This window comes from Erwinia psychrophila (assembly GCF_039023475.1).
Taxonomy (GTDB): domain Bacteria; phylum Pseudomonadota; class Gammaproteobacteria; order Enterobacterales; family Enterobacteriaceae; genus Erwinia.
Genome location: NZ_JBCHVB010000001.1, coordinates 676,699 through 697,309, shown reverse-complemented (window position 1 = coordinate 697,309; position 20,611 = coordinate 676,699). Strand labels below are relative to the sequence as shown.

Sequence of the window (20,611 nt, the reverse complement as noted above, 5' to 3'; positions counted from 1 at the left end):
GCTAACTCTATTCAAACATTGGCGGATAGAGTCCATGTCGCCCCGGTGCCGCGACGGCGGCCGGATCGAATAAAAGTGAAAACAGCTGTGCCGTCAGATTTCCGCTGTGCTTGTGGCTGGCCAGCGGATAGCCGTCGCTCTGATTGGTCCACCAGTAGCTGGTGTACTGCATCGGATCGAAACGATCGGCCACCTCCCGCCAGGCAAGGGAGCAGGGCAGATCCTGATAGCCTATGACATCCATAATAGCTGACTGCCCGTTATCGGGTAGCGACAGCGGCATCAGCGAGCGCAGCGATTGCGCCAGCTCATCGGGCGTTGACGGCGTACTCACCGCCCGGTGCAGCGCCTCTCCCAGCTTCAAAAACCAGTCGCCGGAAACCATCAGCTGCGCCGGATGCCAGTGGCTTACCGGCACGCTTTGCAGCGCAATCAGGGGCCACGCCCTCCCCACGCGATCGCGGGAGGGTAACATGCACCCAATCTGCACCCGCTGTACGCCAAGCGTGGCAGGCAGCGCAAAATTCCAGACCGGCGCCCGGCGGAAGGTCTCGCTGCCGCCTTCATTATGGTGATGCAGATGATTCAGCCCCTGCTGAAACCAGCCCGACCAGCTGGAGACAATAGATTCGGGCAGCCTTTGCTGTAAAAAATCACCGGTATTGGGCAGCTTGCCATACCATCCGAGGTCATACCTTTCTGCCATAGTCATGACCTTCTCTGTCAGTGAACAAGCGCGGTAGTCCGGCCTGTCGCGGGAATAAAGGCAGATGAAAATTCACTCTGCTGACCCGCATTATCGAGATGAATCGCCAGTTTTCTCATCATCAGCGCATTATCCCGGGCGAACGGGGAGATCTGAACCTGACGGTCCAGCAGCTGGCTGAGATGCCAGTCGAGCTGCTGGAGCTGCCGTGTGGTCACGCCGGCAGGCAGAGTATGCTGTAAATTCTGCATCACCCAGGCGCGCAGAAACTCACCGTCATAGGAGCGCGGCTGATAGAGCATCTGGTAAGCGCGCAGCGCATTGCGGCTGAACTCGCTGTCTTCTCCCTTATCGTTGCGCAAGGTGGCGGTAATATTTTTTGCCACGCGGGGCAGCAGCAACGTCTTCAGGGCGTTCTGATAAATACCCATTGCCGCGTCGCCGATCTGATCGCCACGGTACAAACCGCCCCGCATGCTGAGCGGCGGAGCGGCGGGCGAAAACGCATCGCTTTGCGGCAGCGCCACCAGGCTGTTCAGGAAAGGCAGCAGGTCGAGAATCGTCCCGCTGCTGTTGGCTGAAAGCCGCTGCGCCTGTTGCTCAATCGCAGGCAGGCGTTCCGCAACCTGGCTCAGGTAGTGCTGATTTTTATAATAGCTGGTACTCCACAATAGTGTGGCGACCAGCAGCGTCAGGCTGAGCAAGCCATAACCGACCCAGTGCAGCAGACGATTGCGGTGCTCCCAGGAGCGGTCGCTGCCGGCGAGGTGACTTTCCCGGAAGATCATGTCGCTGAGCAACGCGCGGATAAAATAGCTCTGCTCCCGGTTAGCCGGGATCGGCGAGTTACGGTTCACGGTATCCCAGCTGGCAATGGAGTGGCTGAGTGGCTGTGGCAGCTGGAGCTTACGGGTCAGTTCGCCCATGATGCGATCGAAAGGCAGTCCCTCCTGGGTGCCGCTGGTGAAGAAAATACCGCGCGGTGCCCACGGCATCTCTTCCTTCTCCGGCGAGAAGACGATATCGAGATACTCGGCCAGCAGCGGCCGCAGTGAGGCAAACTCCTGAGGAAACAGAAAACACTCGGCGCGCTGGCTCAGATCGCTCTCTTTCGCCATCCTGCCGGCAAGGTCTTCCATCAGCCTGGTTGAAAGCGTATGAAACTTCTCTTCGAACAGGGCATTGACCGCCGTCTCACCCTGCCTGTCCGCTTCCCAGGGGAAGGTAAAACCCCATACCCGATCGCGCTGGCTTTTATCCAGCGAGGCGTAATAGCTCATAAAGCCTTTCAGCAGATCGGTCTTGGTCATCATGACGTAAACCGGAAAGTGGATGCCGGTTTGCTGATGGAGCTCCGACAGGCGCTGGCGCAGCGAGGTCGCCTGGGCGAAACGCGCTTCCGCCGAATCGCTCAGCAGATCGGCCACGCTGAGCGTCATGATCACGCCGTTAATCGGCTGGCGCGCCCGGAAGCGCTTCAGCAACGAAATAAAAGAGTGCCATTCGCTGGCATCACGGGCTCGCTGGCTTTCCTGAAGGGTATAGCGGCCGGCGGTATCGAGTAGCACCGCCTCCTGGGTAAACCACCAGTCGCAGTGACGGGTGCCGCCAACGCCGCGCAGGGCGGTTTTTCCCAGGGTATCGCTGAGCGGAAATTCCAGACCTGAATTGACCAGCGCCGTCGTTTTGCCTGCGCCGGGCGCACCAATGATCATGTACCAGGGCAGCTCATAAAGGTACTGCGCCTGAAACCGCTTCAGCCAGCCCCGTTTTTGCCGGCGTTCACGGCCTGGGAAGTGCGCCTTTTTCAGCATGGCGATCGCTTCACTGAAGCGGGAAGCGAGCATCTCTTCGGTCACCGCCTGCTCTTCACGATCAACGTCAGGATGCTGAAGGTTTGTGAGCAGCTTACTGTTAAACCAGGCGCGGTAAAGCTGCGGGATCAGCTGAAAGAGAATCCATAAAAAATAGCAAACCCCGATGGCAACCTGGCGGTTAAGCGCGCTTTCCAGCCAGTGGATGCCGCTGAGGGAGAGATGCGGGCCGCCGTTCCAGATCAGGGCGGCCAGGGCAGTAATGCCGAGGAAGCCCAGGAACAGCCGGCTTAAGAAAAAAGAGAGTAGAGTGGACATCAGGGGGTACCCGCCTCGCTGTTGCTGCCGGGCTGAACTTCCGGCGCCGGTAATAACGTAATTTCCACCCGCCGGTTCTGGGCCCGGTTCTCGTCACTGTCATTCGGCAGCAGGGGATTGCTGTCGCCCCGTCCTTCACCATGCACCTCATGTTCCGGCTGCGTCATCTGCTGGTTAAGCAGAGCCGTAATAGCACGAGCCTGGGAGAGGGAAAACTCATAATTTGAAGGGAAATGGCTGGAGCGAACGTGTTGATCATCCGTATAGACGCTGACCATAATAGTGCCTTTAATCGTATCCATCGCGGCCGCGATACGGGAGATAATCGCCCGCCCCTGCGGCGTCAGGTCGGTGCCTGTTTTGGCAAAAAGCGTGTCCGAGGGGACGATGACTTTACTGCCATTGGTGCCGTCAGCAACGTCAAGCTGCCGTGCGGAGATCATATCATCCAGCCGCGTACGTAAATCCAGCAGCGCCTGGCTGGCGCTGCTGCGGCTGTCTATCCCACCTTTGGGCAGAGGCGTTTCCCAGATCGCCCGCAGCACCGGCTCCGCGGCGTTACCCAGCCGCCAGTTAAGGCCTGAATAGATCAGGCAGGCGATAAAGGCCGTGACGGTGACGCAGACCCACAGCGGCACCGGCGGTCGCCAGAGCGTACTTTGTCCGGCGGGGATCAGCGGTTCCGGGCTGGCCGGCAGCGCCTGGACGCCCCGCGTATCGCTAATCAGCTGAGCCAGACGGCTACGGACGGCGTCGCGCTGAAGGCGGCCCTGCTCAGCCCCGCGATAGCGGCCTTCATAGCCCAGCAGCAGGCAGTAATGAATGACTTCAAGCAGCCAGAGATGCTGAACAGGGGTGTGGGAGATTCGCGATAAGAGCTGGAAAACCTTTTCGCCGCCCCAGATTTCGTTATGGAAGGTGACCAGCAGACCGTTGCCGGACCAGATGCCGCGCGATCCCCAGGGCGTCTGGGCGGCGGCTTCGTCCAGCACGCTACAGAGACAGTAGCGGGCGCCGATAATCATATCGAAGGGAAGGCCCGCCTGTTTGCAGCGCATTTCGAACTGACGGATCTCATCGACCAGTTGCTGGCGCAGACCGGCGGGATCGTCATGTGTTGCCGCCAGGCGAATCTGCACAATAGCATTCAGCAACGGCGCGGCGGCAGTGAGTAACGGATTGTCTTGGCTGACCGGAGTCTGCAAGTCAGCGGCGTATTCCTGAGTCATCTGGGTTTTACGGTCTCTGCTGATGGCACCGCTCAGGCAGTGTGGCTGCCCGTCCCGTCGAACGGGAGGACATTGCCATCCCTGGCACACCCCTCTTGTCCGGATTGCTGCGGGTTAATGAACCTCTGTACCACGAACTGTGCGTCGTGAGAGAAACACCGGCCACTCTGCAAGCCTCTGTCTGAGGGTATAAGGCGATTATTCCAGAATCCAGGTTGCGGTATCGTTATTGCGACAGGCTTTGCTTTTCCCGCCAACATCGACGCAAACCTTGTTGGTGCTTTTGCGGGGCCTGGGCCGATCGCTGCGCACGGTGGCGTCATAAAGATCGTTTTTGACGCCCGCTTTGAAAGGCACGTAGCCAATTAACTGAAGCTGCTCTTCATCGGCGATCGCCAGCCAGTGTCCCTCGACCAGACCCAGCACGTTGAAGGGCTTGCCGTTTTCCAGATAGCGAACAATTTTGCCGCCAAAATCGGGACGGGTCATCACCGTAGCGCCGTAGAGCGCCCGGTAGGTCTCATTGACCGGCGTAAAAGAGTGAGGCGGCTGCACCGCATAGCGGTGGGTCAGCGTCACGCCATCGACTTCACTGGTGACAACCGTATCATCGGTCACAGGAGGAGGAGGCGCTTTACATCCGGCCAGGGTCAGGGCGGCCAGCAGGGTTAACGCGATGCTTATTTTCACAGAGGTCCTCGTGCATTTCATCAGTGAGTCTTATAGTCCACAAGCGTAACACCACCTAATTTTTCCTGAAACTGGCCGCGGGCGGGCGGTGGCAGGGTAAAAATTACGCGGGTTTACAGAAAGATAAAATCGTTAACAGTCTACCTTACGTATTTGAGATTGGGAACCATTGCAGTGCAGCAGATGACATGATATTAGCTGCCGTCAGCCCGTTACGGGAACAGATAAAAGTGACAGGGCGTAAATTGGATAAATAACAATGAACTGTCCAGATTGCACCGTCACGCATTCGATCGCCTGCGGCAATATAAAGGGGTTTTACAGGAAATTATAACCATAAGCCAGGTTAACGATTAACAGAGATAAAGAATATTTTTTTTTGCGCTTTTTCCCTCTCCCGGCGCTATATCCCAGCTACTTAACCCTGTCCGGCATGATTATTGCTTAAATTTAGCTTTATCCCTCTTCAGGAGAAGCGTTTATGCCTACCCCAGTTCCGTCGGCACGCGCCTATCTGATGGCGTCCCGTCAGTCCGAGATTGCCAGCCTGCAAACGTTGCTACAGACCGGTCAGCTCACCGGCGAAATCAGCCAGCTTGTCCATGAGCTCCAGCGGGAACGTGGCGTCAGCAATATCTGGCTCTGCTCGCAGGGAACAATGTTTGGCGATGAGCTGCCGGTCCGGGAGCGTCAGGTCGCCACGACGCTGGCCAGTATGCTGTCCAGCCTGCCGCCGCTGAACGGGGAGCTGACAGCGCCACCGGGCCACGTCAGAGTCTACAGCCGGATAGCGGCCGCGCTGCATGCGCTCGGTGGTCTTGCGTCACTGCGGCAGAATGTGCGCCACTTCAGGCTCAGCCATGACGAGGCGATGCGGCAATTCAGCCATATCATCCGCCAGCTGCTTAACCTCGCTTTTGAGATGATCGACACCGCATCCGACCCGCAGGTTTCCCGCGCGCTGATCGCGATGTTCAGTTTTATGCAGGGGAAAGAGCTGGCCGGGCAGGAGAGGGCAACGGGCTCGGCTGGCTATGCGGCGGGCAGCTTCTCTGCCGGTCAGCGCGAAAGGATGCTGGGGCTGATTGAGGCACAGGAGCGCTGTTTTACCCACTTCTGCCACTTTGCCGATGCGAAAAGCCTCCAGCGCTGGCGTGGTCTGGCGGAGGGCGAAAGTGACATTGAGCGGCTCCGTCGTATCGCCTGCACGCGCAGCGCGCCTGAGGGTGACGGAGCGGAAATGGCGCTGCGCTGGTATCAGCGGATGACGCGCCGCATTGACGGCCTCAAGCAGGTGGAGGATGAACTGGCGCAGCATCTGATGCAGTGCTGCCGGGAAAGTATTCGTCAGGCTCAGCATCAGCAGGAGGCGCAGGAGGGGGATATTGATGCGCTGGTGGCGCAGATCGATACCGGGCCTGCTTTCAGCGTCTACGTGGCGGGTCAGGACTGGCTTAAGCAGGAGGGCCAGTCTCTGGACACCGGCGGCCTCACGCCGGGGCTGGGCAGATCGGTACTGGGCCTGGTTGAAGCGCAGTCCCGTCAGCTGGAAGCGCTGGACGATGAGCTGACCGCGATGCGGGCCACGCTCAGCGACCGTAAGCAGATCGATCGGGCCAAAGCCCTGCTGATTCGCCATCATCATTACGGTGAAGAGCAGGCGTGGCAGGCGTTACGCAAAATGGCGATGGATCAGAACCGGCGCATCGTGGATATCGCTGAGGCGCTGCTTGCGGTGGCGGATGTTTTTCCGGCTACCCCTAAATGAGTAGTTGCACAAAGTGCGGGCGTTTATGCCTCATGCCGGGGCAGAAACGGTGGCCTCAAGCCGGACTCCGCTTTCCGGTGGTAGAGAGCAGAAGTGCCAAAACCGTAAATAAATATCCTGCTACTTTACGGCGTTAGCCAGCTGTTTCCCTCTGAAAGGCAGTACAGATTTTCCTGCCGCTTTTCTGGCACAGCCTTTGCAATAACTTAAATTACATAGCTGCATTTGTTTCGCCAACGGCGGTGAGACGAGTGTTTTGGATAAAGGCGTCCAACCCCATGCGCTTCGCGTGGTGGTCGGGCGCCTTTTTTTATTTCTTTCAGGAAGCCAGAAGATGAGCAAAACGAGTTTTCCGCTCTCCAGACGACGATTTCTTACCGGCAGCGCCTTACTGGGCGGCAGCTATCTGGTTCCCGGCCTGATGAACAGCGTCTGGGCGGCAGGATCGGACGCGCCGGAGAAAAAGAGCGTCCGCGTCGGCTTTATCCCGCTAACCGACTGCGCGCCGGTGGTGATGGCGGCCGTGAAAGGCTTTGATAAAAAATATGGCATTTCCCTTGTGCCGAGCAAAGAAGCCAGCTGGGCAGCGGTGCGCGATAAACTGACTTCCGGAGAGCTGGATGCCGCCCACATGCTTTACGGCATGCTCTATGGCCTGCAGCTTGGCGTGGCGGGACCGCAGCATGATATGGCGAATCTGATGACCCTGAATCAGAACGGTCAGGCCATAACGCTCTCTAACCAGCTGAAAGAGGCGGGCGTCACCGATGCCGCCGGCCTGCAGAAAAAGGTGAGCGCCAGCCCGGCAGGCACCTACACCTTTGCCCATACCTTCCCCACCAGCACCCATGCCATGTGGCTTTATTACTGGCTGGCCAGCACCGGTATCGATCCCTTTGCCGATGTTCGCACCGTTGTCGTACCGCCGCCGCAGATGGTGATGAATATGATGATCGGCAATATGAGCGGCTATTGCGTCGGCGAGCCCTGGAATCAGCGCGCTATCGCCGAGCAGGTCGGATTCACGGCGGAAACCTCACAGGGCATCTGGCCCGATCACCCGGAAAAGATCCTCGGCACGCGTGCCGCCTGGGTTAACGAGAATCCCAATACGGCCCGGGCGCTGACCGCCGCCGTGCTTGAAGCGGCCCGCTGGATTGACGCCTCCGACGAGAACCGTAAGAAAACCGCCAGCGTCATCGCCGGGCGCGCCTGGCTGAATACCAAACCCGACATTATTGAGGGCCGTATGCTCGGCTACTACGAAAACGGCCTCGGTAAAAGCTGGCAGGACCCGCACGGCATGCGCTTTTTTAACGATGGCGAGGTCAATTTCCCCTGGCTTTCGGACGGCATGTGGTTCCTTACCCAGCAGAAACGGTGGGGATTATTGCAGGAGGATCCGGACTATCTGGCCGTCGCCAGACAGATCAACCGTATCGATATCTATAAAGCGGCCGCCGCCGCTGTGGGTAACGTGTCGCTGCCGCAGAGCGAAATGCGCAGCAGCACGCTGATTGACGGCAAGGTGTGGGACGGCAGTAAGCCCGCGCAGTACGCCGCCAGCTTTGCCATTAACAAAGGAGGTCAGAAATGAAAAACGAGGCCCGTATCGTTCCGCTGGTGGCAGAAACCACCCCGCCAGAAGCTGAGATCATTACTTTGAAAACCCGCCCTGAACCGCGACCAGTCGCCCGCCGTCGCGTTTTACGACCGCTGATGCAGCGCATGATCCCCTGCGTGTGCGGCATAGCTCTGCTGCTGGTCGTCTGGCAGATAGCGGCGCTGAACAGCACGGGCTTCCCCGGCCCGGTTTCAACCTGGCAGGCGGCGGTCACGCTCTTTGCCGATCCGTTCTATAACGCCGGCCCCAACGATCAGGGCGTCGGCTGGAACGTGCTGGCGTCACTGCAGCGCGTGGCGGTGGGGTTTGGCCTGGCGGCGCTGGTGGGGATCCCGGCCGGTTTTCTGCTCGGTCGCTACCTGTTTCTGGGGCGGATGTTCAGCCCGATCATTTCGCTGCTGCGCCCGGTCAGCCCGCTAGCCTGGCTGCCGATCGGCCTGCTGCTTTTCCAGCGTGCTGAACCCGCTTCGAGCTGGACCATTTTTATCTGCTCGATCTGGCCAATGGTTATTAACACCGCTGAAGGCGTACAGCGTATCCCGCAGGATTATCTCAACGTGGCGAAAGTTTTGAGGCTTTCTGAGTTCACCATCATGCGCAAGATCCTGTTTCCGGCGGTGCTGCCTGCGGTACTGACCGGTGTCCGGCTCTCCATCGGCATCGCCTGGCTGGTTATCGTCGCCGCCGAGATGCTGACCGGGGGCCAGGGGATCGGCTTCTGGATCTGGAACGAGTGGAACAATCTCAATGTGGAAAACATTCTGATCGCCATCGGCATTATCGGCGTGGTCGGGCTGCTGCTGGAGCAGGCACTGATGCTGCTGGCGCGCCGTTTTTCCTGGCAGGACGGACAGAAGGGGGGCAACTGATGCAGAACATTATTCAGGTACAAAACGTCAATCAGCGGTTTAACAGCGCCCAGGGCGAGTTCCTCGCGCTGGATAACGTCAGCTTCAGCATCCGCCAGGGGGAAACCCTGAGCCTGACCGGCCATTCGGGCTGCGGCAAATCCACCTTGCTCAATCTGATTGCCGGACTGACCAGCCCGAGCGAAGGGGTGCTGCTGTGCGATAATCGGGAGATTGCCGGGCCGGGCCCCGAGCGGGCGGTGGTGTTCCAGAATCACTCGCTGCTGCCCTGGCTCACCACCTATGACAACGTGGCGCTGGCGGTCGGCCAGGTGTTCAGAAACAGCATGAGTAAGGCGGAGCAGCATGAGTGGATTTTGCACAACCTTGAGCTGGTGCAGATGCATCATGCGCTGGATAAGCGGCCCGGCGAACTTTCCGGCGGCATGAAGCAGCGGGTCGGCATTGCCCGGGCGCTGGCGATGAAGCCGCGGGTGCTGCTGATGGATGAGCCTTTCGGCGCGCTGGATGCCTTAACCCGGGCACATTTGCAGGATGCGGTGATGAGCATTCAGGAAAAGCTCAACACCACTATCGTGCTAATCACCCATGACGTGGACGAAGCCGTGCTGCTCTCCGATCGGGTGATGATGATGACTAACGGTCCGGCGGCAACGGTGGGCGAAATAATGGAGGTCGATCTGCCGCGCCCACGTTCAAGAGTGGCGCTGGCCAGCGAGCCGCGTTATCACCAGCTGCGCCAGCAGGTGCTGCATTTTCTCTACGAAAAGCAGTCGGTGGCGTAAGGAGAAGGCGATGGCGGAACATCTGGTGGTGATTGGCAACGGCATGGCCGGCATGCGCATGGTGGAAACGCTGTGGCAGCTTGCGCCTGGGCGTTACCGCATAACCGTGATTGGTCGCGAGCCGCTGGGCAATTACAACCGCATCCAGCTCTCGCCGGTGCTGAGCGGTGAAAAAGCCTTTGCGGAAACGGTCCTGCACGATCCGGCGTGGTATCAGCAGCGCAACATCCGGTTTCTGAAGGGCGAAGAGGCGTTATCGCTGGATACGGCGGCGAAAACGGTCACCACTTCGCAGAGAAGGCTGCACTGGGATCGGCTGGTACTCGCGACCGGATCTCAGCCGATTATGCCCGCCATTCCCGGCAACGATCTTCCACACGTCATGGGCTTCCGTACCCTTGCCGATGTCAACCGCATGCTGTCCGGGCGCGGGCCGGTCGTTGTACTCGGCGGTGGATTGCTCGGCATCGAAGCGGCAGCGGCGCTACGGCTGCGCGGGCGTGACGTCACGCTTATCCACCGTAACGACTGGCTGATGGATCGTCAGCTTGATGCGCATGCGGGGGCGTTACTGGCGCAAACGCTGCGCCAGCGAGGGATAACTTGCCGTCTTGGCTGCGAAATCACCCGTATCGAGGCGGACAGCGTCACGCTGAGCGAGGGAAGCGTTATCCCCGCCGGGCAGGTCATTGTGGCTACTGGCGTGTCACCGGAAATCTCACTTGCCTCTGCGGCGGGTATTCCCTGTGGACGGGGCGTGCGGGTTGATCTTCAGTGCCGCACGGCGGTCCCGGACGTCAGCGCGCTCGGGGAGTGTTGCGAAATGGCAGGGGAAACCTTTGGCCTGGTGGCACCCTGTCTGACCCAGGCCCGCGTGCTTGCGCATCGCCTTGCCGGCCAGCCCGTGGCGGATTTTGTCGCTGAAGAGGCCGGGACCCGACTCAAGGTCACCGGCACCGACGTGTTCAGCGCCGGGCTGATTTCTGACGCGCCCGGCATCACCTCGGCGCAGGCCTTTGACCCAATCGATTGCCACTATCGCCGCCTTTTTTTCCGCGACCGCCAGCTGGTGGGCATCCTGCTGTATGGCGATACAAGTGACAGCGTCACTTTAAACCGGCAGCGGCAAAGCGGCATGCGCTGCGATCCGCGCGTGCTTCTCGATCCTGATTATTCAGCGCAGCCAGCGGCTGCAGGACAGACAAAAATGAGCAAACCTACGTTAGTTGTTATCGGACATGGCATGACCGGCCACCACTTCCTTGAGCAGCTGGTCGCGCGCTCGCTGCATCTTCAGTATCACATCGTGGTCTACGGCGAAGAGCGCCATGTGGCCTACGATCGCGTGCATCTCTCCGATTACTTTGCCGGCAAAGGGGCGAAGGAACTTTCCCTGGTGAGCGAGCATTTCTTTGCCGACAGCGGCATTGAGCTGCGGAGCCATTGCCCGGTGGTAGCCATCGATCGTGAACGGCGCTGCGTGCGCGAGGCCAACGGCCATGAGATGAGCTGGGATAAGCTGGTGCTGGCGACCGGCTCCTACGCCTTTGTGCCGCCGGTGCCGGGCAGCGATGACGCCAGCTGTTTCGTCTACCGCACGCTGGACGATCTGGATGCGCTTGCCGCGAAAGCGAAACAGGCGCGCCGCGGCGTGGTGATTGGCGGCGGGCTGCTGGGACTTGAGGCGGCTAACGCGCTGACCCGGCTGGGACTGGAAACCGCCGTGGTGGAATTTGCGCCACGCCTGATGGCCGTTCAGCTGGATGAGGGCGGCGCGGCGATGCTGCGGCGCAAAATTGAGGCGCTGGGTGTCCAGGTGCTGACCGACAGATCGACCCAGCAAATTGCCCGCCAGCCGGACGGCTCGCTGCAGTTAAGCTTTGCCGACGGTAGCATGCTGGAGACCGATCTGGTGCTGTTTTCCGCCGGGATCCGTCCCCAGGATCGCCTTGCCGCCGACGCCAGCCTCAGCCTGGGGCCGCGCGGCGGCATAGCGATAGACAGCGGCTGTACCACCTCCGATCCGGACATTTATGCCATTGGCGAATGTGCCCTGTGGAATGGACAGATCTTCGGCCTGGTGGCGCCGGGCTATCAGATGGCGAGAGTACTGGCCTCAACGCTGGCAGGCGAACAAGCCGCCTTTACCGGCGCGGATATGAGCACCAAACTCAAGCTGCTCGGCGTGGAAGTGGCCTCCTTCGGCGACGCGCACGGGCGCACCGCAGGCAGTCAGAGCTATTACTGGAACAATGAGCCACAGGAGATCTACAAAAAAATCGTGGTCTCCGCCGACGGCAAACGCCTGCTGGGCGGCGTACTGATAGGCGACAGCGGTGATTACAGCACGCTGCTGCAAATGATGCTGAATGAGATGGCGCTGCCTGCCTCACCGGAAGGGCTGATCCTGCCGCAGCCGCAGGGCGCGCCGGCGAAGGCGCTGGGCGTGGCGGCGCTGCCGGACAGTGCGCAAATCTGCTCCTGCCACAACGTCAGCAAGGGCGACGTCTGTGCCGCCGTTTCCGCGGGCTGTGGCGATATGGCCGCGCTGAAAAGCTGTACCAAAGCGGCGACCGGCTGCGGCGGCTGTACGGCGCTGGTTAAACAGGTAATGGAATATCAGCAGAGCTGCATGGGCGTGGAGGTCAAAAAAGACATCTGCGAACATTTCGCCTATTCCCGCCAGGAGCTGCACCATCTTATCCGGGTAGGCGAAATCAAAACCTTTGATGCGCTCATCGCCCGGCATGGGCAGGGGCTGGGCTGTGAGATCTGCAAGCCGCTGGCCGGATCGCTGCTCGCCTCCACCTGGAATGAATATCTGCTCAAGCCGCAGCATCTGCCGCTTCAGGACACTAACGATCGCTACTTTGCCAATATCCAGAAAGATGGCACCTACTCGGTGGTGCCCAGGATTGCCGGTGGTGAGATTACCCCGCAGGGGCTGATTGCCATTGGCAAAGTGGCGGAACGCTACAACCTTTACAGCAAAATCACCGGCGGTCAGCGCATCGATCTCTTCGGCGCGAGGCTCGATCAGCTACCGGCCATCTGGCAGGAGCTGCTGGCGGCAGGATTTGAAACCGGCCACGCCTACGGGAAATCCCTGCGTACCGTAAAATCGTGCGTCGGATCTGACTGGTGCCGCTACGGTTTGAAGGACTCCACCGGCTTCGCCATCGCGCTGGAGAATCGCTACAAGGGACTGCGCGCGCCGCACAAGATCAAGATGGCGGTGTCGGGCTGTACCCGTGAATGCGCCGAGGCGCAGAGTAAAGATATCGGCGTAATCGCCACGGAAAACGGCTGGAACCTCTACGTTTGCGGCAACGGCGGCATGAAGCCAAGACATGCCGATCTTTTTGCCAGCGATCTGGATGACGCCACGCTGATCCGCTACGTCGATCGTCTGCTGATGTTTTACGTGCGCACCGCCGACCGCCTGCAACGTACCAGCGTCTGGATGGATAACCTGGAGGGGGGCTTAAGCTATCTTCGCCAGGTTGTGATGGAAGATTCGCTGGGCATAGCGGAAGAACTGGAGCAGGAGATGGCGCGCGTGGTCGGGAGCTATCAGTGTGAATGGCAGACCACGCTGGAGAGCCCGGAGCGGCTGGCGCTCTTCAGGCCGACGCTGAACAGCGAGCAGCCGGATGAAACGGTACGCTGGGAGCAGGTGCGCGGTCAGATCCGGCCCGCCACCGCGCCGCTTCCCGCCGCACCTGCTCATCCGCTCGTCTCCTGGACCGCGATCTGCGACCTTGATGCGATCCCCCCTCAGGCCGGGATTGGCGCCCGGCTCGGCGCTCAGCGTATCGCGCTGTTCCGCCTGAATGAGCAGGTCTATGCGCTGGACGATATGGAGCCGGGAACCCAGGCCAGCGTACTTTCACGCGGCATACTGGGCGACAGCGGCGGCGAACCTGTCGTGATTTCGCCACTCTACAAGCAGCGCTTTCGCCTCTGTGACGGCCAGGCCCTTGATAACAGCGGAGCGGCGGTACGCTGCTGGGCGGTGAAGGTGGAGGCGGGGCGCGTCTGGGTCGCCAGCGAGGAGATGGCGCTGGCGCAGGCGGTAGCCTCATGAAAAGCACCTGCCCTTACTGCGGCGTGGGCTGCGGCGTGGAGATCGCCACTGACGGGCAGGGCGGCTGCCGGATTGCGGGCGACGCCACGCATCCAGCCAATTTTGGTCGCCTCTGCGTAAAGGGGGCCGCGCTGGGCGAGACGCTGGGTCATGCAGGCCGGCTGCTCTCTCCTCAGGTAGACGGCGTCCGGGCCAGCTGGCCGCAGGCGCTGGATACGGTGGCGCAGCGGCTCAGCGCTGTTATCCGTGAACACGGGCCGCAGGCGGTGGCGTTCTACGCCTCGGGGCAGCTGCTGACCGAAGATTATTACGTAGCCAATAAGCTGATGAAAGGCTTCCTCGGCGTGGCGAATATTGATACCAACTCCCGGCTCTGCATGGCGTCGGCGGTGGTGGGCTATAAGCGGGCGCTGGGAGCGGACGCGGTGCCCTGCTGCTATGAGGACTTTGCGCAGGCCGATCTGGTCGTGCTGGCCGGTTCCAATACCGCCTGGGCACATCCGGTTGCCTGGCAGCGGCTGGTGCAGGCAAAACAGGCGAAACCAGAGATGAAGGTTGTGGTCATCGATCCGCGCAGGACGGCGACCTGTGACGGCGCGGACCTGCATCTGCCGCTCAGGCCGGGCAGCGACGCGGCGCTGTTCAGCGGGCTGCTCCACTGGCTGGCCCTGCATCAGGGCGTGGATAGCACCATGCTGCCTCACCTTGACGGCGTGGAGGAGACGCTGCTGGCGGCGGCAGAGTGGCCGTTAGCGAGGGTTGCGGAGTTTTGCCGGCTGCCGCCGGAAGATGTGGAGAAGTTCTACACGCTTTTCCTGAATTCGCCGGAGGCGCTGACGCTCTACTGCATGGGGATTAATCAGTCCGCCAGCGGCAGCGATAAATGCAATGCCATTATCAATGTCCATCTGGCGAGCGGCAAGATCGGACGGGCAGGCAGCGGGCCTTTTTCACTGACCGGTCAGCCTAATGCGATGGGCGGACGCGAAGTGGGCGGGCTGGCAAATCAGCTGGCGGCGCATATGGACTTTACCCCGCAGAATGTTGACCGGCTTCGGCGCTTCTGGCAGAGCCCGCAGGTGGCGGATCGGCCCGGCCTGAAAGCGGTTGAGCTGTTTCAGGCGGTGGCGCGAGGTGAGATCAGGGCGATCTGGATTATGGGCACCAATCCGGCGGTGTCGCTGCCCGACGGTCTGGCGGTGGCCGAAGCGCTGCGCCGCTGTCCGCTGACCATCGTTTCTGACGTCACGGCGCAGACCGACACTGCTGCGCTGGCGCATATTCTTCTGCCTGCCCAGGGCTGGGGAGAGAAGAATGGCACGGTGACTAACTCCGAGCGGCGCATCTCCCGCCAGCGGGGCTTTGTGCCACCGGCGGGCGAGGCGCGCCCTGACTGGTGGATCCTCGCCCAGGTCGCGCAGCGTCTTGGCTTCCAGGCGGCGTTTAACTGGAACCATCCCGCCGCTATTTTTCGCGAGCACGCCGCGCTTTCCGGCTTTGAGAATGAAGGAAGCCGGGCGTTTGATATCAGCGGACTGGCGTCGCTGAGCGATGACGCCTGGGATCGGATGAGCCCTCTCCAGTGGCCGGTCAATACCCGCTATCCCGCCGGTTGCGCCCGGCTGTTCAGCGACCGGCAGTTTTATCATCCGGATGGCAAAGCCAGGCTGATCCCCCTGACGCCGCGCCTGCCTTCTTCCCAGCCCTCACGCGCCTATCCGCTTACGCTGAACACCGGCAGAATTCGCGATCAGTGGCACACCATGACCCGGACCGGCAGCGTGCCGCGTCTGATGCAGCACTACAGTGAGCCTTTTGGCGAACTGCATCCTCTGGATGCCACGCGCAGCGGCATTGCTGACGGCGAGCTGATGCGCGTGCAGTCCGCCAGCGGCTGGATGATCTGCCGCGCGATCCTCAGCGAGGCCCAGACGCCGGGCAGCCTGTTCATTCCCATGCACTGGAACAGTCAGTATGCCAGCCACGGAAAAGTGGATGCGCTGGTGGCGCCGGAGGTTTGTCCGCTCTCCGGCCAGCCGGAAAGCAAACAGACCGCGGTACGGATTGGCCGCTGGCAGACCGACTGGCAGGGTACGCTCTATATGCGGAAAGGCGCAGTGACAGGCGAAGGCGGCCCGCTATGGTGGGTGCGGATCCCTGAAGGAGAGGTGACGCGCTATTTAGTTGCCGGGAAGGCCGATCCGGCGAGCTGGCTGGCGCAACAGGGGATGACCAGCGGGCTGATGCTGCAAACTGCCGGAGCCGGAGAGGATTTCTATCACCTGCTCGGGTGGCGCAGCGGGCAGCTCGATCTGGCCTTTTTCAGCGGCCCGCGCCCGGCAGTGGCGCGGGAAGCCGTGCTGGCCGCGTTCAGCGAACCGCCCGCCACGGCGCAGCAGCGCTTTGCCCTGCTCAGCGGAAGAGCGTCAGCAGGGTGCGCTGCGGGCCGCACGGTATGCAGCTGTTTTGGCGTGGGGGAGAACCAGATAAACGAGGCGATCGCGACAGGTTGTGACAGCACGGAGGCGCTGGGCGCGCGGCTAAAGTGCGGCACCAACTGCGGCTCCTGCCTTCCCGAATTATCCCGGCTGATCGCCCTTGCGCGAACGGCTGCCTGAGTGAGGTAAATGATGACGACAATCCTTCCGTCGCTGGAAAAACTGTTAACCAGCGCGCAAAGCAGTAAGGCGGGTGCGGTATGGCTGGTCGGTGCCGGGCCGGGCGATGTGGATCTCCTGACGGTGAAAGCGCTGCGGCTGATCGAAAACGCCGAAGTGGTGGTATTTGACCGGCTGGTCAGCGATGAAATTCTGGCGCGGATCCCCGCCACGGCCCTGAGCATTGATGTGGGAAAAACGCCCGGCTTTCACGGCCTGAAGCAGGCGCAGATCAACCAGCTGTTGGTCGAACTGGCCGCTGCCGGACAGCAGGTGATCAGGCTGAAAGGCGGCGATCCCTTTATTTTTGGCCGGGGCGGTGAGGAGATGAGCTGTATCCAGGACGCCGGGATTGCCTGCCATATCGTGCCGGGTATCACGGCGGCGACAGGCTGCGCGGCGGCCACCGGCATCCCGCTGACGCACCGGGATATGGCGCAGTCGGTACGCTTTATCACCGGTCATGGCAAGGATGGGCGCCCCGACCTGGAGTGGCAAAGCCTGCGGGACGCCAGGCAGACGCTGGTGTTTTATATGGGGCTGACCTGGTGCGGGGCGCTGAGCGAACGGCTGATCGCTAACGGACGCCGGTCTGACACTCCGGTCGCCATTGTTGAAAAGGGAACAAGAGCCGATCAGCGGGTAATTATCACCACGCTTGCTGCGCTGCCGGAGACGGTCAGACAGCAGTCACCGCAGTCACCTTCGCTGCTGATCCTGGGTGATGTGGTCAGCCTTTACCGCGCAACCAGCACCTCCACGCCCAGGGCTTCGAACGCTGCGGCAGAAGCGTTCCATCTTGAATCGCGTTGACAGATTTTCCAGACGCTTAAGGAGGATCTGATAAAGCAGTATGTTAAACAGAAGTGTCAATCTATAGCGGGGCTTGTCACAATGCAGCCTTAATCCGCTCGCAACGTTAAAGGAGTCCAGAGAGCAGACGAAGCGATACACGCGGCGCTACGCTCAGACGCTGGAAAGGATGCTGGCCTCGAATGAAAAGGCGTACATCACCGCGCTGCACCAGGCCGCTGAAGGTGGTAAACCCGTTCGCCGCACAGCTGACGTTCATGAGTGACAAAACGCGCAGCTTCTTGTGCAGTGGCTTGCCTCGCTGGCGACGGGACATCTGCAAAAGATGCATCAGAGGACGCATCCGGCGGAGAAGAGGGATAACGACAGAAAGAGTGCTGAAAAACTGGAAGAGGAAATCCGGGAAGCGTTCGACCGCTACGACAGAGGCGACAGGAACGCCATCAGTAATGAAGAGATGAACCGCCGTATGGCAGTGCTGAAAGCCGCGGTTGAAAATGAAGAGAACGACAGGCTGTTAAAAACCGTCCGGGAACGGCTGGCCTCGCCGCAGGAAGGGATAAAGATAACGCCGGATAAGCTGTGCTCCGGATACTGTTGGCGCTGAAAAAAACGACAGGGGAAAGCCTGACAGCGATAAAAAGAGTGAGTATGATTAAATCCTACCTGGCGGGGAGATAAGACAATGCGAACCACACAACAGATGAGTATCACTTTACCCAATGAAATGGCCGCCCAGATAAAAGCCCGGGTGGCGAGCGGAGAATATGCCTCAGAAAGTGAGGTGATCCGTGAAGGCATCCGCGCACTGGCAGCCCGCGATCGGGCAGTGGAAAACTGGCTACGGGAAGAAGCCGTACCGGCGCTGAAAAGACTGAAAGCCAACCCGGAGAGTGGGATCAGCAGCACTGAACTGCGGGCAAAGCTGGCGGAACTGCATAATGAAAAGTAGATAAGCATGGAGCATTATCAGGTCATCTTCTCACCGGAAGCTGAAATGCAGGTTATGGAACTATGGCGTTATCTCACTGAGGTGGCAGGTGAAAAAACGGCAACCTCATATACATAAGGCATCATCAGCTACTGTGAAAGCCTGAGCCTGTTCCCGCACAGGGGTAACGTCAGAGATGATCTGATGACGGGGTTGAGAGTAACGAACTATCGGAAACGAACAATCATCGCGTTCGGGGTGGAGGATGGGCAGGTCCAAATTGCAAGTATCTGGCATGGTGGTCAGGACTATGAAAGCAGCCTGATGCCGGATGAAACAGACTGAAGCCCTAAGCTGCCTGAAGAGCGAATGGGTCGAGACTGGCTATTCCGGCAGTCTGACCAATAAGAACAACCCGGATCGCCAGCATGTCAAAGGAATGGGGCCACTTCCCCGGGGGAGGTATCAAATTGCGGGGCATTCTGCATCCAAAGGGCCTTATACCATTATTCTGGAGCAAACCTCAGGGGAGTCCTTTGGCCGTTCTGCCTTCCGTATACATGGTGAGCGCGTCGGTAAGCCCGCCGGATTCGCGTCAGAAGGCTGTATCATTCTGTCGCTGTCCACGAGGCGACGCATTCTGCGGGAAGGTGGAACGCTTGAGGTGGTGCGATGAGGAGCCAGGTTTTACTGTTGTTGCTCCCGTGCATGGTTACTGTATCAATGGCGGCCACAATACACTGGCCAGAAGCCTTAAGAGGCATTGCCGCTGGTGAGCAGATATGGCTCAACAAAGCCCCCGATCTTGCAGCCGTCGCCGACGTTAAGCAGGCTATCAGCCTGGAAGATGCGTTGTCGGCGGCACTGACGACGAATACCCCCGGGGCGCTGAACGCGCTCAGCGTACTTGATGCCCGTAAATGGCCGCATATGATTGGGACGGATATTGTCTGTGGGGTGCCGGCTGAAAAGCCGTCCGCGATTCTGGAGGATTTTTATCAGCGGACACGTCTGGCGTTGCTGAGTACGGATAAGGGCGCATCCTGTCTGTGGTTCCTTGAAGCAACATATGAGGAATGGAAAACAGATAAAGCCCGTCAGGTTGAGTAACATTAATCCCCGGCCAGCAAGAGGCCGGGTTCTTCTCTTCATCCTTCCTCGTCTCCTGGCTTGCAGGCGGCGTTTAACCGGAGCCACCCGACCGCCATTTTTCACGAGCATGCCGCGCTTTCCGGCTCTGAAAATGAAAGAAGCCGTGCTTTTGATATTACGGCCTGGTGATGCTAAACGAGATCCTGGGTGATGTGGTCAGCCTTTACCGCGCAACCAGCACCTCCACGCCCAGGGCTTCGAACGCCGAGATCGCCCCGGCGGAAATGCCGCTGTCGGTGATCAGGTAGTGAATGTTGCTCCAGTCACAGGGCAGAGCGAACATTGACACTTTGTCGATTTTGCTGGAATCAGCCACTACGTAGACCGTGCTGGCCGATTTGATCATCGCGCTTTTCACTTTGATATCAGTTTCGCTCGGAAAACTCAGCCCCAGCCGGGGTGAGATACAGGCCGTGGCGAGAAACAGCTTCTCCGCCAGCACGTTCTCAAAAAAGCTGGCGGCTTTTTCGCCGGAGGTGGAGAGCGTGGGAAACTTAAAAGTGCCGCCGGTCAGCAGAATATTGATCCCCGGCTCGCCCCCCAGCATCAGCGCAATATTCACCGCCGTGGTCACTACCGACAGCTTGCGGATATGACTTATCTGCTGGGCGATGGCGGTGGTGGTGGTACCGGAATCGAAAATCACCGTATCCCCATTTTCAATATGCTGGGCAGCCAGCCGGCCTATCGCCTCTTTTTCGTCGAGGTGCGTCTGCCTTTCCAGCATCAGCGCGCCGGTATTCTGTTTCCCGGTCACCAGCGTTGCCCCGCCGTGAAACCGCTGCACATAACCCTCTTTTTGCAGGATGCGCAGGTCGGTGCGAATGGTCGCTTCCGTCAGGCCAAAGGCGCTGGTCAGCATTTTGACGGTGACCGTACCGTCTTCGCGGATCATCTCCAGAATTTTTTCGCGTCGCTGCTGCATATCCGCTAACTGCTCATTCTTGCTTTTCAACCGAAACTCTCCCTAATCCTGATTTACGGGCACCAGCCCGCGTCAGTCCTGCCGTCAGGGCAAATATTACGCGCCGTTCCCCGCGAATGCGAGTGCATCCGCCAGAGAATGTGACTTTCAAATGAAAATAAAGCGGAGGAGAAAGCAGCTATTTCTCCCCTTTTTTTGCCATATTGATCCATTACTTACCCGTGTATATTGCATGATTTATTT

The 20,611-nt window shown here is 59.7% G+C and carries 16 protein-coding genes and 2 pseudogenes; 13 read left to right on the top strand and 5 right to left on the bottom strand.

The window, feature by feature from the left end; all coding sequences use genetic code 11:
- Nucleotides 1-7: 7 nt before the first annotated feature.
- From tagF to AAH446_RS03130, 4 genes are all read right to left on the bottom strand, one after another.
- Complete coding sequence (gene tagF / locus AAH446_RS03145; RefSeq protein WP_342905258.1) at nucleotides 8-706, bottom strand: type VI secretion system-associated protein TagF; 699 nt, start codon at nucleotides 704-706, stop codon at nucleotides 8-10.
- Between the two features lie 17 nt (nucleotides 707-723).
- Nucleotides 724-2,841, bottom strand: a complete 2,118-nt coding sequence (gene tssM, locus AAH446_RS03140) for a type VI secretion system membrane subunit TssM (RefSeq protein WP_463322778.1) — start codon at nucleotides 2,839-2,841, stop codon at nucleotides 724-726.
- Complete coding sequence (icmH, locus tag AAH446_RS03135) at nucleotides 2,838-4,091, bottom strand: type IVB secretion system protein IcmH/DotU (RefSeq protein WP_342905800.1); 1,254 nt, start codon at nucleotides 4,089-4,091, stop codon at nucleotides 2,838-2,840. Before icmH ends, tssM begins: the two co-directional genes overlap by 4 nt.
- A gap of 174 nt (nucleotides 4,092-4,265) precedes the next feature.
- Nucleotides 4,266-4,778, bottom strand: a complete 513-nt coding sequence (locus AAH446_RS03130) for an SH3 domain-containing protein (protein WP_463322764.1) — start codon at nucleotides 4,776-4,778, stop codon at nucleotides 4,266-4,268.
- A gap of 460 nt (nucleotides 4,779-5,238) precedes the next feature.
- On the opposite strand from AAH446_RS03130, the gene AAH446_RS03125 reads away from it, so the two are divergent.
- The 13 genes and pseudogenes from AAH446_RS03125 (at nucleotide 5,239) to AAH446_RS03065 (ending at nucleotide 19,401) form a co-directional block, all read left to right on the top strand.
- Nucleotides 5,239-6,525: a nitrate- and nitrite sensing domain-containing protein gene (locus tag AAH446_RS03125; RefSeq protein ID WP_342905255.1), complete on the top strand. Its 1,287-nt coding sequence runs from the start codon at nucleotides 5,239-5,241 to the stop codon at nucleotides 6,523-6,525.
- Between the two features lie 334 nt (nucleotides 6,526-6,859).
- A complete protein-coding gene (locus AAH446_RS03120) occupies nucleotides 6,860-8,122 on the top strand; it encodes a CmpA/NrtA family ABC transporter substrate-binding protein (protein WP_342905254.1) in 1,263 nt (420 codons plus the stop codon).
- Nucleotides 8,119-9,018: a nitrate ABC transporter permease gene (ntrB, locus tag AAH446_RS03115; RefSeq protein ID WP_342905253.1), complete on the top strand. Its 900-nt coding sequence runs from the start codon at nucleotides 8,119-8,121 to the stop codon at nucleotides 9,016-9,018. Before AAH446_RS03120 ends, ntrB begins: the two co-directional genes overlap by 4 nt.
- Entirely contained in the window at nucleotides 9,018-9,803 is a 786-nt protein-coding gene (locus tag AAH446_RS03110) for an ABC transporter ATP-binding protein (RefSeq protein ID WP_342905252.1), read from the top strand. Before ntrB ends, AAH446_RS03110 begins: the two co-directional genes overlap by 1 nt.
- A gap of 10 nt (nucleotides 9,804-9,813) precedes the next feature.
- Nucleotides 9,814-13,890 carry a nitrite reductase large subunit NirB gene (nirB, locus tag AAH446_RS03105; RefSeq protein ID WP_342905251.1) on the top strand — a complete coding sequence of 1,359 codons (4,077 nt, stop codon included), beginning with the start codon at nucleotides 9,814-9,816 and terminating at the stop codon, nucleotides 13,888-13,890.
- Nucleotides 13,887-16,508 carry a nitrate reductase gene (locus tag AAH446_RS03100; protein ID WP_342905250.1) on the top strand — a complete coding sequence of 874 codons (2,622 nt, stop codon included), beginning with the start codon at nucleotides 13,887-13,889 and terminating at the stop codon, nucleotides 16,506-16,508. Before nirB ends, AAH446_RS03100 begins: the two co-directional genes overlap by 4 nt.
- 12 nt (nucleotides 16,509-16,520) lie before the next feature.
- Entirely contained in the window at nucleotides 16,521-17,360 is an 840-nt protein-coding gene (cobA, locus tag AAH446_RS03095) for a uroporphyrinogen-III C-methyltransferase (RefSeq protein WP_342905799.1), read from the top strand.
- Between the two features lie 103 nt (nucleotides 17,361-17,463).
- Nucleotides 17,464-17,638, top strand: a pseudogene (locus tag AAH446_RS03090) (DNA primase); the annotation flags it as partial.
- 5 nt (nucleotides 17,639-17,643) lie between these two features.
- Nucleotides 17,644-17,967, top strand: coding sequence for a hypothetical protein (locus AAH446_RS03085; protein WP_342905249.1), 324 nt, complete (start codon nucleotides 17,644-17,646; stop codon nucleotides 17,965-17,967).
- Nucleotides 17,968-18,045: 78 nt separating this feature from the next.
- Complete coding sequence (locus AAH446_RS03080) at nucleotides 18,046-18,312, top strand: type II toxin-antitoxin system ParD family antitoxin (RefSeq protein WP_342905248.1); 267 nt, start codon at nucleotides 18,046-18,048, stop codon at nucleotides 18,310-18,312.
- Between the two features lie 6 nt (nucleotides 18,313-18,318).
- A pseudogene (locus AAH446_RS03075) lies at nucleotides 18,319-18,636 on the top strand (type II toxin-antitoxin system RelE/ParE family toxin).
- Nucleotides 18,623-18,967: a tlde1 domain-containing protein gene (locus AAH446_RS03070; RefSeq protein WP_342905247.1), complete on the top strand. Its 345-nt coding sequence runs from the start codon at nucleotides 18,623-18,625 to the stop codon at nucleotides 18,965-18,967. Before AAH446_RS03075 ends, AAH446_RS03070 begins: the two are co-directional and overlap by 14 nt.
- Nucleotides 18,964-19,401 carry a hypothetical protein gene (locus tag AAH446_RS03065; RefSeq protein ID WP_342905246.1) on the top strand — a complete coding sequence of 146 codons (438 nt, stop codon included), beginning with the start codon at nucleotides 18,964-18,966 and terminating at the stop codon, nucleotides 19,399-19,401. The genes AAH446_RS03070 and AAH446_RS03065 overlap by 4 nt, the downstream gene beginning before the upstream one ends.
- Before the next feature lie 205 nt (nucleotides 19,402-19,606).
- Here AAH446_RS03065 and AAH446_RS03060 read toward each other — a convergent pair whose 3' ends face one another.
- Complete coding sequence (locus tag AAH446_RS03060) at nucleotides 19,607-20,398, bottom strand: DeoR/GlpR family DNA-binding transcription regulator (RefSeq protein WP_342905245.1); 792 nt, start codon at nucleotides 20,396-20,398, stop codon at nucleotides 19,607-19,609.
- Between the last annotated feature and the right edge of the window lie 213 nt (nucleotides 20,399-20,611).